Annotated in this window: 14 protein-coding genes; 2 read left to right on the top strand and 12 right to left on the bottom strand. The window is 44.0% G+C overall.

Annotation, left to right across the window (positions count from 1 at the left end):
- Positions 1-21 precede the first annotated feature (21 nt).
- Together C7B62_RS14645 and folE are read left to right on the top strand one after the other, a co-directional pair.
- A complete protein-coding gene (locus C7B62_RS14645) occupies positions 22-1,068 on the top strand; it encodes a GTP-binding protein (protein WP_106237764.1) in 1,047 nt (348 codons plus the stop codon).
- Between the two features lie 19 nt (positions 1,069-1,087).
- Complete coding sequence (gene folE, locus C7B62_RS14640) at positions 1,088-1,789, top strand: GTP cyclohydrolase I FolE (protein WP_106237760.1); 702 nt, start codon at positions 1,088-1,090, stop codon at positions 1,787-1,789.
- Positions 1,790-1,812: 23 nt separating this feature from the next.
- Here the strand turns inward: folE and C7B62_RS14635 are convergent, their stop codons facing one another.
- The 12 genes from C7B62_RS14635 to C7B62_RS14580 form a co-directional block, all read right to left on the bottom strand.
- Positions 1,813-5,757 carry an AAA family ATPase gene (locus C7B62_RS14635; protein ID WP_146132109.1) on the bottom strand — a complete coding sequence of 1,315 codons (3,945 nt, stop codon included), beginning with the start codon at positions 5,755-5,757 and terminating at the stop codon, positions 1,813-1,815.
- 82 nt (positions 5,758-5,839) lie between these two features.
- Entirely contained in the window at positions 5,840-6,220 is a 381-nt protein-coding gene (locus C7B62_RS14630; RefSeq protein ID WP_106237754.1) for a hypothetical protein, read from the bottom strand.
- A gap of 73 nt (positions 6,221-6,293) precedes the next feature.
- Positions 6,294-7,187 (bottom strand): SMP-30/gluconolactonase/LRE family protein, encoded by an 894-nt coding sequence (locus tag C7B62_RS14625; RefSeq protein ID WP_106237750.1) that lies wholly within the window; start codon positions 7,185-7,187, stop codon positions 6,294-6,296.
- 37 nt (positions 7,188-7,224) lie between these two features.
- Complete coding sequence (locus tag C7B62_RS14620; RefSeq protein ID WP_106237746.1) at positions 7,225-9,627, bottom strand: alpha-amylase family glycosyl hydrolase; 2,403 nt, start codon at positions 9,625-9,627, stop codon at positions 7,225-7,227.
- Positions 9,628-9,706: 79 nt separating this feature from the next.
- Positions 9,707-10,126, bottom strand: coding sequence for a VOC family protein (locus tag C7B62_RS14615; protein ID WP_106237771.1), 420 nt, complete (start codon positions 10,124-10,126; stop codon positions 9,707-9,709).
- 64 nt (positions 10,127-10,190) lie between these two features.
- A complete protein-coding gene (locus C7B62_RS14610; protein ID WP_106237742.1) occupies positions 10,191-11,717 on the bottom strand; it encodes a GMC family oxidoreductase in 1,527 nt (508 codons plus the stop codon).
- A 78-nt stretch (positions 11,718-11,795) separates the two neighbouring features.
- Positions 11,796-12,176 carry a nuclear transport factor 2 family protein gene (locus C7B62_RS14605; protein ID WP_106237737.1) on the bottom strand — a complete coding sequence of 127 codons (381 nt, stop codon included), beginning with the start codon at positions 12,174-12,176 and terminating at the stop codon, positions 11,796-11,798.
- A 132-nt stretch (positions 12,177-12,308) separates the two neighbouring features.
- Entirely contained in the window at positions 12,309-12,752 is a 444-nt protein-coding gene (locus C7B62_RS14600) for a hypothetical protein (RefSeq protein WP_106237733.1), read from the bottom strand.
- 112 nt (positions 12,753-12,864) lie between these two features.
- Positions 12,865-13,302: an ester cyclase gene (locus C7B62_RS14595; protein WP_106237727.1), complete on the bottom strand. Its 438-nt coding sequence runs from the start codon at positions 13,300-13,302 to the stop codon at positions 12,865-12,867.
- A gap of 69 nt (positions 13,303-13,371) precedes the next feature.
- Positions 13,372-14,007, bottom strand: coding sequence for a nuclear transport factor 2 family protein (locus C7B62_RS14590; protein ID WP_106237724.1), 636 nt, complete (start codon positions 14,005-14,007; stop codon positions 13,372-13,374).
- A gap of 97 nt (positions 14,008-14,104) precedes the next feature.
- Positions 14,105-14,530: a nuclear transport factor 2 family protein gene (locus tag C7B62_RS14585; protein ID WP_106237721.1), complete on the bottom strand. Its 426-nt coding sequence runs from the start codon at positions 14,528-14,530 to the stop codon at positions 14,105-14,107.
- 57 nt (positions 14,531-14,587) lie between these two features.
- Positions 14,588-16,297 carry a thiamine pyrophosphate-binding protein gene (locus C7B62_RS14580; protein ID WP_106237717.1) on the bottom strand — a complete coding sequence of 570 codons (1,710 nt, stop codon included), beginning with the start codon at positions 16,295-16,297 and terminating at the stop codon, positions 14,588-14,590.
- Positions 16,298-16,509: the final 212 nt, after the last annotated feature.

Here is a 16,509-nt window from a genome sequence, read left to right as displayed (position 1 = left end):
ACTAAATTGCTTCTCTTCACCATGCTAGAGATTTCTCCATCAGAATTACCCGTCACCATCATCACAGGATTTCTGGGTAGTGGTAAAACCACCCTACTCAATCAAATTCTGCAAAATACCCATAACTTAAAGGTCGCAGTATTAGTCAATGAGTTTGGAGATATCAATATTGATTCTCAGCTGTTAATTTCCTATGAGGATGACATGGTGGAGTTGAGCAATGGTTGTATTTGCTGCACCATTAATGAAGGGTTAGTAAAAGCAGTACAAAGGATATTAGCCAAAGAAGAAAAAGTAGATCGTTTGATAATTGAAACAACTGGGGTAGCCGACCCTTTACCAATAATTTTGACTTTTGTTGGTTCTGATTTTCGAGATTTTACTCGCCTTGATTCAGTAATTACCGTAGTTGATGCAGAAACCTTTACTCCAGAGCATTTCGAGAGCGAAGCAGCTTTTAAACAGATTACCTTTGCAGATATTTTGTTGTTAAATAAAACTGATTTAGTTGACGAGGGGCAATTACGAGGATTAGAAACATATATTGCTTCCATTAAAAAAAGCCCCAGGATTATTTATACAAACTATGCTCAAGTTCCATTGCCATTGATTTTAGATGTGGGTTTAACGAAGTCGAAGCAGGCTCGGTCTTTTCAAGACGGAGTACCTTCGACGCCCATCGCTAGTTATGTCGAAAAGAAAGAGCAAGAACACCACCAACATCATGATCACCATCATTCCCCTCACTTAGAAGCCGATGGTTTTGTTTCCATGTCATTTCAAAGTGACAAACCCTTTGATGTTTATAAATTTCAAAAGTTTTTAACCGATCAACTTCCAGTTGAAGTATTTCGAGCAAAAGGAATTATTTGGTTTGCCGGAAGCGAATTACGCCATGTATTTCAACTATGTGGACAACGCAGTGATCTTAAGTCTGACCGTTGGTCTACTCCTCCTGTTAACCAACTAGTTTTTATCGGTCGTCATCTAGATACTGATAAACTGCGCCAACAGCTAAATGACTGTTTGGCTACTTCTGTTACCTCTGTTACCTCTGTTACCGTTTAATTTAAACTATTGCCAATTTATGACCTTAGCTAAATCCGAACCCAATCAAATCGACAACATTAATCAGCAACTACCTAAATTAACTACTACACAACAGCACGAACATCTCACGCATTTGAGGAAACCTCAAATGACGTGTCCTCCTCCTGTATCCGAAGAGGAGATGCGCCAAGCAGTAAGGACTTTGCTGTTAGGACTGGGAGAAGACCCAGACCGCGAAGGATTAAGAGATACTCCTAAAAGAGTAGTTAAAGCTTTAAAGTTTCTCACTTCTGGTTATCATCAATCCCTTGATGAACTTCTTAACGGGGCAGTATTCCAGGAAAATGCAGATGAAATGGTCTTGGTTAGGGATATAGACCTATTTAGCTCCTGTGAACACCATATCTTACCCATTCTCGGTCGCGCTCATGTGGCTTATATTCCCGACGGTAAAGTAATTGGATTATCTAAGATTGCCCGTATTTGTGAAATGTACGGACGGCGTTTACAAGTACAGGAAAGATTAACCGCCCAAATCGCCGACGCACTCCAAGGATTATTACAACCTAAAGGGGTAGCGGTAGTAGTGGAAGCAAGTCATATGTGTATGGTAATGCGGGGAGTGCAAAAACCTAGTTCTTGGACTTCTACCAGTGCAGTTAGAGGTGTCTTTGCCGATGATGCGAAAACTCGGCAGGAGTTTATGAGTTTAATTCGTCATAATCCTGCGTTTCGTTAATTGATTAGCGTTAACTAATTTAATTACTTAATCTTGGCACAAGTTTTATTAGCAACCTTGGCTTCTTTTGTGGCAGATGACGTAAGCAGAGAATGCTCGCGCAAACGATCGCAAGCTACTTGTAACCAAGTTGAGAAGCTACCCCCCTGCCATAACCGTACTGTCTTGTCCCAACTGCCACTGACAATCTGTTGCCCATCAGGACTAATGGCAACGGAACTGACGGGACTTTCATGCCTTGATAATGGTTGACCGATCGCTTTGCCTTGTTTGTCCCATAATCGTAGGGTGCGATCGCGACTACCACTAACTATGTATTCTCCATCACGACTAAAAGCAACTGAGGAGACAGCGCTGCCATGCCCGATAAAAGGTGAACCGATCGCCTTGCCTTGTTTGTCCCATAATCGCAGCGTGCGATCGCGACTACCACTAACTATGTATTCTCCATCACGACTAAAAGCAACTGAGTGGACTTTATCTGTATGTCCATGCCAGGTTTGACCGATTTGCTTACCGTTTAAATCCCACAACCGAATCGTCTTGTCGTTACCACCACTGATGATATGTTGTCCATCGGGACTAAAAGCAACCGAGAAAACGGCAGTCTCATGCCCGATAAAAGGTTGAGCGATTGCTTTGCCTTGTTTATCCCACAATCGTAGCGTACCGTCGCGACTCCCACTAATTATGTATTCTCCATCAGGACTAAAAGCAACCGAGGTGACAGCTTTTTTATGCCCGATAAAAGGCGGAGTGATCGCCTTGCCTTGTTTGTCCCACAACCGAATTGTTTGATCATCACTGCCACTAGCAATGTATTCCCCATTGGGACTGATGGCTACAGATAAGACTTTCTTCTGATGCCCGCTAAAAGGCTGAGCGATAGGATTACCCTGTTTGTCCCACAACCGAATCGTTTGATCATCGCTGCCACTAGCAATATATTCTCCATTGGGACTGATGGCTACAGACAAGACTTTATCCTGATGTCCTACTAGAGTGCGATCGCTTTGGAAATCTGCTGTATTCCACAATCGAACTGTACCATCTTCGCTACTACTAACAATGCTTGCCCCATCAGGGCTGAAGGCAACAGAGTAAAGATAATATTCGTGTCCGATGAGGGATTGACCGATTTGATTGCCTTCTAGATCCCACAACCGAATCGTTTTATCATCGCTGCCACTCAAAATATACTTTCCATCAGGGCTAAAAGTAACTGAGCGGACATAATCTTCGTGTCCGATGAGGGATTGACCGATTTGATTGCCTTTTAGATCCCATAACCGAATTGTATTATCGGCACTACCACTGGCGATCGTTTTTCCGTCTGGACTAAAAGCGACTGAGAAAACATGGTCTTGATGACCCTTAAAGGGCTGACCGATGAGATTACCCTGTTTGTCCCACAACCTAATTGTGTTGTCACCACCGCCACTAACTAGATAATGCCCGTCTGGACTGAAAGCGACTGAATAAACAAGATTTTGATGACTCGTAAAGGGCTGACCGATTTGGTTGCCTTTTAGATCCCATAGCCTCACTCTCTTATCATCACCGCTACTGGCTAGATACTTTCCATCAGGACTGAAGGCAACTGACAGCACTTTACCATGATGACCCACAAAGGGCTGACCGATAAGATTACCCTGTTTATTCGACAGCCTAATTGTGTTGTCACCACCGCCACTAACTAGATATTGCCCGTCTGGACTGAAGGCAACTGAATGAACAAGACTTTGATGACTTTGAAAGGGTTGACCAATAGGATTGCCCTGTTTGTCCCACAAGCGCACTGTCCCATCATCACCAGCACTAGCAATAATTTGACCATCAGGACTAAAAGCAGCTTGCCAAACTGGGCCTTGATGCCCTCTTAGGACATTGCTTTCTGTAGGTACGGCGATCGCATCCCGTAAACTAGAGCGTACTTGGGGTAAAATTTGTGCGAAGCGATCGCCAAATATGTCTCTACTCTCGCCATTGAGGGCTATAGCCCTAACTACCCCCTCTACAGGGTTGACACTAAGTAAATTGCTGGCTTCCTCTGCCTGTTCGCTCAACTGTAAGATGTTTCTCTGCCGTTCGGCTTGTCGCCACTGCATCCCTGCCAAAAGTGCGAGTCCAGCAAAAACGACAGATATGCTAGAAATTGCTATGAATAGCTTCTTTCTGCGTGCTTCTGCTTCCCAGAGGCGAAGATCTCGTTCTGCTATACTGGCATCGATATATTCACTTTCCTCTGGTCTTAAGCCACCAACATTTTTAAAAGTATCTTTCTGCCTAAACTCTACAACCTGAGCTAATCGAGAGCCTTTTAAGAGTTCATCTTGAGCTTTAGACTGATCTTGTGAGCGAATTTTTTGCCACCGCCTTGTCTCACCAGCCAACCAATTTTTGAGCATAATTGCTTCTTTTTCCTCGTCAAGCCAGCATTTTAGCTCATCCCAAGAGGAGAGCAAAATTTCATGGGCAATTTCTACCGTTGCTGATTGCTTCAGGTGCTTACTTTCAATCACTTGCAGTCCTTTCGTGCTTGAATATTCGCCACTACTAACCAGCAACTTTTCTTCAATGAATTTATTGAGGATTTTTTCTACTGATTCACCGACAAATTCATCTCGAGCAGCCCGTCTGCTAACTGCTCTCCTGCCAGAATTATTCTCAACAATATTCACCAGCTTCAAAAATATTTGCTTAGTAGCTGTCTGTTGGTCTTGGTTCAAATTGTTGTATATTTCGCTGATTCGCTTTTGCAGCGCCCCTCTTATACCCTCCAACGCTGCATAATTTTTCTTGTTTAAGGTACGGTCTTCGATATTAGGACGACCATTAGCATCGAAAGATTGACATTCACTTTCCCAAAGCAAATTCAGGGTGTACTGCAATAAGGGAAGGTAACCTTTTTGTCCTTCGACTTCCTGGATAATTTGTTCAACTAACCCTGGTTCAAACATAACCCCATGCTTGGCTGCTGGCTGCTCGATCGCCTGTCGTAGTTCATCTGGGTACATTTCAGTCACCAGATGGATATTATTTTGATTAGCAATATTACCTAGATCGGGATAGAAACTCAACTGTTCCAGAAAGTCAGACCGCATTGCCAATACAATCTTGATCGAACTATTCCCCGACTTGGCAACTTGAACCAGACCTAAAATAAAGTTTTTGCGTTTGTCTAGATCGTCACAAATAGTGAACAATTCCTCGAATTGATCCACAAAAATTAGCCATCGTTCCTTATCCTTCCTTAAGGTACTAATCACTTTAGCTAGGCTATCTGCCTTTGCTTCCAGGGCAATCTCAGCTTCTGCTTTACTAAAGCTATAGTCCTTTTCTTCGCTGAGTAGACACCGATATAGAGAATCAAAGGGATCTTGATTGGGGGTAAAAATGAAGTCATAAAATATTTGAGACTCCAGAGATTTCTTCAACTCAGGAATTAAGCCAGCACGCACGACAGAGGACTTGCCACTACCAGAAGCCCCTAACACTAAACTCAAGTTGCTGCGATTCACCGCCTCGAATAATCTGGCAATTAACTTATCTCTGCCAAAAAAGCGCTCTCTGTCTTTGAAGTTAAACCTTTTGAGTCCTTGATAAGGTGAATTTTTATTCAGTTCTCGCTGAGTGACCACCTCAACCGAAGACTGGATGATCTGCGTCTCGATGATGTTCTGAACTGGCGCAAAGGTCAAGTCACGCCCAACGTTAGCATTCTTAACCAGGTTATCTTGTTCTTGAGATGAGCGATCGCTTACGTTAGCCATAATAAGGTTATCTTGTGCTTGAGATGGGCGATTGGCTGAGTCCTGCGGACTTGCTTCGCAACCGCCATGCCTTCGGCGATTGGATGACCTCCACGCTTCGCGATCGCTTAAACGTAATTTATTACCGCACTTCACACAAAACTTTGTGTTGGTAAGATTCTGATGCAGACAATTAGGATTAGGGCATTGGCTCACAACTTCACCTCACTACCTTGAGTAATCCTCGCCCTATTTTTGCCAGCAGTTTAGACCAAAATAACTTCATGATTCTATTTCCTTAACTCTTGCTTCCGTCTTGAACTGGTTTAAATTCAAAATTTCCACCAACATTTACACCGCTCACCGTATTGGTTTGAGTTTGATTGATCATCGCCTGTCCACCAGGCTGTTCTTTGATCTGGTCGAGTAAATCTTGAACTAACTTGCCAATATCAGGGTCATCATTGACCTTAGAGATTTCCACTTCTTCTTGTAATGTGGTTTGGCGACCTTTTGAGTCTGGCTTCTCTTCTAATTTATCGACGGCATCAACCAGATCGCTTTTATGCCCAAACTTTTTCTTCAAAGCCTCTTTAAGAGCAGCATAACCGTCTTTGCACGCATTTTGACTTAGATTTTCAGCCAGAGCAGCCACAATCACTGTTGTAATAGGGTCCATGGTTAATTCCTCAATAATTAGTAATGTGTGTAATTTTTAAACGTTATTTAAAAGGCATTTTCGCCAGAGCAATTTAGCCTATAAATTCAAAATTTTTCAGGCCTACGACATCTGTCTTCAACCAGAAAACGCCACCAGCTTGGGGATACTGAGCCAATGCAGCTTCATCCATATCTTTTCTAGCTGTTGTTATGTAAAGCTCATTCATGTTTAGACCGCCAAATGTGCATGACGTAACATTAGGAGCAGGGATAGAAATACTTTGCAGCAATTCCCCAGTGTGAGGATTCCAGCGAGTGATCTTAAATCCCGCCCACAAAGCTACCCAAATCATGCCTTCTTGGTCGATCGCCATGCCATCGGGATATCCCCCTGACGCATCTGGTATGGTAACTACAACTCTGCGGTTACTAATGTTTCCCGTCTTGAGATCGTAATCAAAAGCAAAAACGTTTTTGGTAGGAGAATCGATGAGATACATCGTCGAATAATCGGGACTCCATCCCATCCCATTAGAAACGGTAAGATCCCCCAATAATCGTCGAACTGTCAGATTGCGATCCAAGGAATATAACGATCCAGCTTCCTTAGCGGCTTCCTCATCTTGATCTCTATGCATTGTTCCTGCCAAAAAACGCCCAGCTGGATCGCATTTACCATCGTTAAATCTATTTGATGGCAGATCACTTTCAGGAGATCCGAGATATATAAGTTCTTCTGTTTCTAGATCCAAAGCAGCCAAGCCGTTTTCTAAACCTAAAACAACACCACCTGATTTTCTAGGAACAACGCAACCAACTAATTTTCCTAGTTCGATTGTCCGATTGGTTTTAGTTTCAGGCTGATAAACGTGCAGTTGTTTTTTTTCTACATCAACCCAATATAGTAATTGCTTTTCCTGATGCCAACAGGGGCATTCTCCTTGCAACGCTTGTGATTCAATAATTAATTCTAGTTGAGCAGTCATGGCGTTCCTTTCTCATTCTGGGCTAAGAGTTTTTCAGTTACAGTCGCTGGAAGACGACAAATCCATTTGCTGGCACGACAACATAAATTTGACCGTTACTAGAAGCAATAGATCCGCCTAAATTGCCGATCCTATTTCCGCCATAAGGTTCGGCATCACTATTAAAAATCTCGCGCCACGTACCATTTCCCAGTCGAGAATTCTCGATCGCATATCCTGAGCCAAAAGGACTATTATTGAGACTTGCCACCACTAGCAACTCTTCGGAATTATCCCAGCGCCTAAAAGCGATGATGCGGTTGGCATTGTGGACGTGGATAATATCGATATTGTGCGATCGCAATCCCGAATGTTCTAACCGCAAGCGAATAATGTCTTGATAAAATCTAAATAGCCGTTGACCGTCCCCTTGGCGCTCGCCTAAAAGATCTTCCCTGTTACTCAAAAAATCTGAGTAGCGATAAAATCTCTGGGCGCCAATTTCCTCACCCATCATAAACATGGGCGTACCCGCAGCCAGCATGGTCATGCCACAAGCAAAGCGACAACGTGCTTCAGCAAAGCGGCGAGTTTCTCCAATCAGGGGGGCAGAGTTGACTGCTGCTGATATAGTTCGTCTAGAGTTTTGCGAGTTACCAGCCTCATCATGAGATTCATGATAGACAACTTTGCGATCGCTAGATGCTGCTAGTGCGCCGGCAAAGTAATCCATTGCCAAGGGTTCGTTGCCACCGTATCCCACCGTCGTCATTAATCTAGCGTACTGTGTTCCTCCTTGAGCATCCCCGACAAGATGGTGGTAAAAATTGGAATACCAAGTGGCATCAAATCCCAAACCACCATTGTCCACAGGCTCGGTAACTCCATCCCAATCGGAATGATCTTCTGCCATCAGCATCACTTCAGGGCGGATTAGCTTCATGGTTCGCGTCCATTCTCTGAGGAACTTTGCGCCAAAAACATTGACATTATCAGTTCTCCTGCCATCGGCATGAAGCACATTATATAAATGGATCGAAGCCGTGGCATCGACGCGGAATCCGTCTACATGAAATTCTTCAATTAAAGTAGCAGCACTACTGATAAACATTTTGCGCACTATTTCCTCATAAAAGCGAGGAGCAAAGCCTGTAGAGTAGTTATCTATATAACCGCCATCTGGCTGGGGATAATTACTGGAATTCCCCTCATACCAGTAATAAATATTTTGTTCAGGAGTATCTGAGTCATAAGCCCATTCCGCACGCCCAGCATCGGGAGAATAGTGATTGTAGACAACATCGAAAATCACGGCGATTCCTTGACGATGGCAGGTTCTCACAAAATGTTTAAGTTGATCTCTACCCCCAGCACTATATTCGAGGGCAAAGTAGTGAGAGGTTTCATACCCCCAATTAACCTCATCTCTAAATTCAGATAAAGGAAGAAGTTCGATCGCATTTACGCCCAATTCTATTAAATACGGCAATAAACTCATCGCATCTTCAAAGTTTCCTGGTCGATTTTGACCGCTTCCCAGAGCGCCGACATGGAGTTCGTAGATCACCAGGTCTTCCACGCGACGAGGTACGGGGCGATTAGGATCGAATTCGTTTTGCCAGAATTCCGATTCTGGAACAAATACCTGCTGTGGGGAAAATTCCTCTTCAGGCTCTCTGGTGACTGTATCGGGGTCGATGATCACTGAACAGCTAACTGAGCCGTCAAGCTGCCGATAATCGCCCGAAAAAGCTGATTCACTGGGATCGATTCTGCCTTTTCCCATCTGACAGCGAGAATATATATCGGTTTTATAGGCTACCTGTCCGTCTGCTTTGGTTACTCTGAACATATAAGGCAGGCGATCAAAGGCAGTAAAATTAGCTAAAGGTGCTGCGCCATTGGTTTGCCAAGTTCCATCCCCTAGGCGAGACAGTGGCAGTCGTGGACGGCTAGTATCCTCTCCTACTCCAGTATCTGCAATGTAGCCACTTGATTGTCCGAAGACAACTTCCACATTTCGGGCATTGGGTGCCCACACGGCAAACTGAATCCCTGGTTGAGGTGCGCCATTGTAGGATTTCTGCGCTCCTAAACGACGGCAATGAGTGAGGTAGTAGCTTTCTTGTTGGATTTCGCTACTGGGGGCTTGTAGGGTAAAAGTGCGATCGCGTTCTCTAGAATTAAGATCATTCTCTTCGGTCATTATGCCCCAGAGATTATTTCCTGCTGGTGCATCTAAGATCACACCCCAACGAAATTGTTGACCGATTTGCGAATCATCTAAATTTACTGTCGCTGTAAAGCAAGGACAGCCATCTTCACCAGTTATCTGTTGCATTGGTAAAGATGTCCACTGGTCAGAATAGCGTCCATTACTATCCCAAGTTCCAGTCAAGCGAACGTTGTTAACAAACGATCTTCTTAAGCCTGTAAAATAGGTAAATTGAACTGTAGCCATGATTTAAACTTCTCGTTTAAGCTTTGTTATTGATTGGTTGAGTAGTAAGTAGTAGGTAGTAGGTAGTAAGTAGTAGCTATTACATTTCATCAACGAATCCCTGAGAGATCTCCACAATTCTGCTGTCAGGGTCGGCAATCCAAACCGTACGCCAGCCTGGGATGTAATCATCAAAGTTAAGGGGGCCGAGGGTAATTTTGGCATCGTTCCCCATCTCAGCTAATTTGGCATCTACATCATCGACTTTGAAAGCCAGATGACGCACGGAGGGAAACTGATAACCATCATTAATCGCGGGAGGAATGGGTAAATTTTCCGTTGCTTGAAACAATTCAAAATAGAAAGCACTATCGCCCATTTTGATAAAAACAATTTGACTGCCGTCTGGCAGTTTGGCAACTCTGGCCCGTTTAAAGCCAAAGTGTTTGCTGTAGAATTCTTCAGTTATCAGTGGATCTTTGCAAGTCAATGCAACTTGAGAAAAAATTTGTAAAGTCATAAGAAAAGTGGTGCGTGGTAAGTCGTAAGTAAGAATTAACTGGTCACTGGTCACTGGTCACTGTTCACTGTAAATGCTGCTGTTTGATTAAGCCCGATACCTTTTCGGCGATCGCCAAAATACCTGTATGACAGTTTCCCGACGGCACGACAGGCATAACACTGGCATCGGCTACCCGTAATCCTTGTACGCCATAAACCCGCAGATGGGGATCGACAACTGCCAGGCGATCGCTGCCCATTTTGCAAGAACCCGCTTGATGGTGATAAGAATCAGCTCTTTGTTTGACAAATGCCCGTAATTGAGTGCGATCGCTAACGTCTGAACCAGGCAATAGCTCTTGCTTTACCCAACCAGAAAAAGCTTTAGTCGCAAAGATTTCACGAGCAATTTCCACTCCTTGAATTAACCTTTCTAAATCTGATTCAACTCCCAGATAGTTAGGGTTAATTAAGGGTTTATCTAAGGGATTGTTACTTGCCAATCGTATCCAACCGCGAGATAGGGGACGAACAACGCCAGGTAAAATGCTGATGGCATTCGGATAGTTTTGACCAATAATTACATCAAAGGGAACGTGGACGAAGGCAATCTGCAAGTCTGGCCCAATCCAACCAGGCTCGGATTTACAGAACAAGGCACTTTCGGAAAGATTTTGATTTGGTGGTGGTACGGGTTGGTCAGTTTCGGCAATGACACCAACTAAGACATGATTATGAAAGTTTTCGCCGACACCTGGGAGATCTGCCACGACTGGAATATTAAATTCTTGTAAGTGGCTCGGGTTGCCAATTCCCGAGAGCAACAGTAACTTAGGCGACTCGATCGCACCGCTGCAAACAATGACTTCGCAGTTGGCATGAGCGGTTTTAAGTTCACCATTTTGTCTGTATTCTACCCCTGTACAGCGATCGCCTGAGAATAACAACCGAGTCGCCTGAGAATTGGTACTAATAGTTAGATTTGGTCGCTCTAAAATCGGGTTGAGATAAGCAACGGCGGTACTTTGACGCTTGCCATCCTTAATGTTGACATGATGCCAGCCTGTCCCTTCCATATTGGGACCATTAAAGTCCGGCGTATAGGGATGCCCCAATTCTAGGCAAGCTTGAATAAATGCTTCCGAAGTCGGATTTGGGTTATGCAGTTTGGCATTGGCAACATATAACGAGCCACCTTTTCCTGCCCAAGGACTGGTATCATCTTCTTGATCTTCCAGTTTTTGGAAATAGGGCAAAAGATCTTGGTAAGACCAGCCAGGACAGCCATTGTATGCCCAGTTGTCGTAATCCGATTGATGCCCTCGGATGTGCATCATTATATATAGATTGCTGCTACCACCAGGAATTTTGCCTCGCGGTTCGTGGGTAATTCGCCCATCTAAACCAGGTTGAGGAACGCTAGTATAGTTCCAGTCCACTTCTGAACCCAGCAAGGTGGGCCAGGCTGAGGGGTTAGCAACATTGGGGGGAATTTCAGGATTGCCAGCTTCTAAAGCCAGCACTTTTACTTCTGGGTTTTCAGTGAGTCGATTAGCCACCACTGCACCAGCGGAACCAACTCCCACAACGATAAAATCAAATTCATTCATTGATAGATACTCTCGACTTTTGAAGTAACTCGAACGGTAAGCTAAAAGCTAAAAGCTAAAAGCTAAGAGCTATTTAAATTAACTCGCGTTCTGATTGACAAAAGGGTCAAAGGGTCTGGTGTCGTGGAAATTTGCCATGTATGCGATCTTGCCGTCTTCGATGCGGAAATAGTTGGCAACATTTGCCTCTATTGGGACACCACTAGCATTAGCCGCCGAAATGTGGGAAACAACACACGCTTCTTGACCATTAATGACAATTTTTTGGGGTTGATTTTGGAAGCGCGAATAACCTGTTTCGAGTCCGCCAATTGCTCCTCGTAAGGTTTCGATTCCTTCTAGATGACCTGCTAATTGTTCGTCCATGACCATGTTGTCTGCGAATAGTGATACCCAGGTATTCCAATCGCCAGCATTAGCAGATTCGTAGTATTTGTTGATGATGTTTTGAGTGTTCATAAATGCTCCTTAGTAATTTGATGTATGAGGCACAAAATGTTTCTGTACATAGCTTTTAGCTTTTAGCCTTTTTATTTGATTAAAATCCGACAAAATTTTAAAATCATATTTTGATTCACCATCCCCCGTTATTTAAAGGTTGGGGAATCCTGGCAAGGGAGTTAAAGAGTCGACGATGTAGGTGACAATCGCTGGTTGTTGAGTCTGGGGCGATCGCACTACGACCCACCTTTGATCTGCATCAAAGGCTAATCTTTCGCTCTTTGGGGCTGGTGCATTCCAGCGACTAGCTGACCAACGTACGACCAGGTGAACGTCCGCGCAATCGCCATTGATTGCAATATCTAATGTTTGTAAAGTGTGTACTTCATCAAAGAAGGTATGAATTACACGGTCATACCAAGATCTGAATCCATCTAGACCATGCAATGTAGTTTCTGGTAACTGCATTTCTAGAGTTTCACCAGCTAATAAGGGTAAAACCTCGGAAATGGGTGCGTGGACATCTAATTTTAGATACCAATCGTCTACCAACTGTTTAACTTCAAACTCAGTAAGAGTGGTTAGTGTGTTCATATTTTTATCAGTGAATCAAACTGGTTGTAATATTAGTGCCGCCACTAATTAGATCTTTCACCATGTCGCTGTTGATAAAAGCGTGGGGAAATCCTACAAGAACTCAAATAATCTAAAATCTTGTAGCTTCCTCTAAAGGAACGCCAATTTGTTGCAGGAGACGCAGCATATCAAATTCTCCCCAGCCTTGTGCCATCTTGCCATTCTCGTCAAAGCGTTCAAAAGCCATCAGAGTTAGTTCTATTGGTTTACCAGTTGGAAGAATACCCATGAACTCGCCTTGATGCACGCCTCGCCATGTAAGGCGAGCTGCGACCAAGTCTTCTTCGGCGATTATACTGTCAATAGTCATTTGACCTGGAAATGTAGCACGCCAATTAACTACTTGATTTCTCAGAGCTTCTGGATCGTTGGCTGGAATTACATTGCCAGCCGGGTGATTGGTAAAACTAGGAGAAACTAACTCTTCTACTAAAGAATCATTTCCCTGATTCCAAAACTCTTCTAACCAAAGGCGCAAAATAGCTTTGTTTTCTTCTGTTGTCGACATGAATCATTCTCCCTAAAAGTTAGTTTAGCGAAGGGGAATTCATTGTCATTCCCCAATTATTGTTCTTAATTAGCTCCAAAACTCATCGAATTGTGCAGTACCGTCGCTAAAGATCGCACCTTGTCCTTCAACTACTTTGCCTTCTCGCCAACGCAAAACATGAACGACATCAATAGCTAACTGTCTGCTTTCATCTCCAGCTCGATGTCCAGTGTTGTGTCGGATGTCTGCGGAAGTGTCTCCAGTAATGACAACTCCTTCCCAAGACATTTGAAAACTGTTGTCCGTTAAGTAGCCTACCTTGTCCATAAAAGAAAGGAATTCGTCTAAGCCTCTTTTCATACCAGAGATTTGATTGTGTCCTGGTACTAACCAGGTCATATCTTCAGCCCAATATTCGGCAATTCTGTCCCGCTCACCACTGGCTAGAACTTCATAGGCTTGTCTTACTCGATCTTCGGTCAGACGCTGCGATCGCTGTTGATTGGAAGTAGCTATTCCTGCTCTCATCATCTCTTCAGTCATAATTGTTCCCCCTTGAATCGACCAAGCACCTGGTGGCACTTCATCGACTAGAGTGTAGATATAGGGACGAACAATTTCACCCATAACCGCAACTAAGCTGTCGCCTAAGGCTTGAACTATTTCTCCTTTTTCTGTCAAACTGGCAAAGTCTTCTAATAGAGTGAGGCGAATAATAGGCATTTGAACTTCTCCTTATTTTGTTTGTGTTTAAACTGGGCTTCGAGTTTCTATCAGTTACCCAAAAGCGAAATTTGCAAAATTTGTTCACCAATAACTGTTAGGCTAATCGGTCTGGTATGGGTTTAAGCGCGTATACAGCGTTGAAAAATTGATCGACTGTATGTTGATCGCTAATGTAAACTTGCACATCGGCAATCTTGCCCTCACGGATATGGTAGTGAGTACAGTTAAGGGCATCTAAAACTGCGCCGTTACTTTCTCCATGCCCTCGGTGAACTTCAACAACCGTGCTTTCTCCCCAAGCATCAATACCGCTGAGATCTACTTGGATACCTGCTTTATTCAACTGCTCAAAGAAAGCAATCACTTCGTCAGCACCATTTTTAGTCCCTGCTAGGGGGTGATGCCCAGGTAAGCGCCAGATTAGGTCGGCAGCAAAAATTTCTTGGCGAATAGTGTCCATATCGCCACGATTAAAGCATTCGTACATTCTTTGAATGAGGTCTACATTGGGATTTGCCATTTTTCTGCTCCTTTTTTTGTGAGTAATTAATTTGTGAGTAATTAAAAATTAAATTTGTTACTGTCCGCATTTAGGACTAACTGGACTGCCTGGTACTTCGCTGCTAATCGCGAGATCGATTAGGAAAGGACCATTGTGGAATAAGGCTTGAGCGATCGCAGGTTTGATTTCTTCTGGTGTCTCCACCCGCAAGGCTTGCACTCCCATCGCCCGTGCTAATTCGTCAAACTGCAAAGCTGGTTTGCACAGATCAAAAGAAGCGGGAAATTCATGGGGCTGAATCTGAATATCTTGCCAATACTGCAAGATATTCAGTTTGAGAATGCGATAGCTGCGATTGTTGCAGATCACGAATTTGGCATCGATGTTATGATGGGCAGCCGTCCATAATGCTTGAATGGTATACATTGCACCACCGTCACCCGTAAAACCGATCACTGTTTTCTCTGGATGGGCAAGCTTGATGCCAATTGCCCCAGGAATGCCCACCCCTAAAGAACCTCCCCGCGTCTGGAAATAATGCCCCAGGGTCGTTGGTGGAATGTAGCGACACAGCTCTTCAGAATGAGTGAGTGCTTCATCGAAGACGATCGCATTTGGTGGTAAGTGTCTGGCTAATTCTTCGGCAAACTGTGATAAATGCATGGGTACATAGTCATGCACGGCTTGATCGGCTGCTAACTGCTCGCTCATTTGCTGCTGTTTGGTTTCAGCAATTTTAGTGATTCTCTGACCAACCATTCGCTTTTGCTCAGGGGTGAGAGTTTTGGCTAATTCTGTTCCCAGCTTGGCAAGGGTTGTTTTCGGATCGCTAACTAAGCCCAAATCCACAGGGAAGTTCTTGGCGATCTCATAAGCATTTAAATCAATGTGAACGATCTTGGCATCAGGAGCAAATACACCTGACAAGGCGGGAAACACTTCGGGGAAAACATATGTGCCACAGATTAGAACCACATCGGCTTGGGATGTAATGCGACTACTAACTTCGCCAAACATATGCCCCAACAACCCACCATATAGGGGATGGGTAGCATTCATATTTGGTTCGGATGAATCAGAACCCCAGACTTGCGCGCCAATCAGTTCGGCGACGTGGGTTAATTCTGCTTGGGCATTGGAATAGGCAATACCATCACCGACAATTATTAGCGGTTTAGATGCTTTTACCAGCATTGCTGCTGCTTCGGCGATCGCATCTGGTTCGGGAGTAACTCGCGTAATGGGGAACGAAGTTGGCACGACTTCTTCTTCGTTGATAGCATCCAATACATCCATCGGTAAAGAGACAAAAACTGGGCCCATCGGCGGAGTAGCAGCAATTTTGATCGCTCGTCGTAAGACTCGTAGCAGCGAACTCGGATGAACAACCCTAGTTGCCCATTTAGTTACTGGTTTTGCCATACTCACTAAGTCTGCTGCCATTTGTGCATCCATCGCATCGTATTGAATGCCAGATTCACCCGCTAAGACTACCAGCGGCGCATGACCGCGCATTGCTTGGTATATCATGCCAATACCATTACCCAGACCAACACCGCTATGGAGTTGGACGATCGTCGGTTTTTTAGTAGAGCGAGCATAACCATCAGCAGCAGCGACGGCGATCGTTTCTTGTAATGCCAGAATGTATTCAAACTCTGGATAATAATCGCCGAGTGCATCGAGAAACCCTTCCTCTGATGTCCCAGGATTGCCGAACATATAGCGGATGCCATCTGCTAGCAATTGTTCGATGATTGCAAATCGACCATTTCTTTTTTCCATGATTTTTTTCTTTTAGTTAGGTCTGGCGCAAAGACGTTTATCCCGCTTAGTTCGGGGCAAAGGCGCAAAGACAAGGACATGCTTTTACTGGGTAGCATTTAAAAGCTAAAAGCTAAAAGCTATGAACAGTATTGTTTTGTACGTCATACTTTTAATCAGCAACGTCTCTTTCACTACTAGGTCGTCAAATTCGTTTTGAGTAATGAGTAATG

Source organism: Pleurocapsa sp. CCALA 161 (assembly GCF_003003995.1).
In the GTDB taxonomy this organism is placed as follows: domain Bacteria; phylum Cyanobacteriota; class Cyanobacteriia; order Cyanobacteriales; family Xenococcaceae; genus Waterburya.
This window is presented reverse-complemented; position numbering and strand designations above follow the sequence as displayed.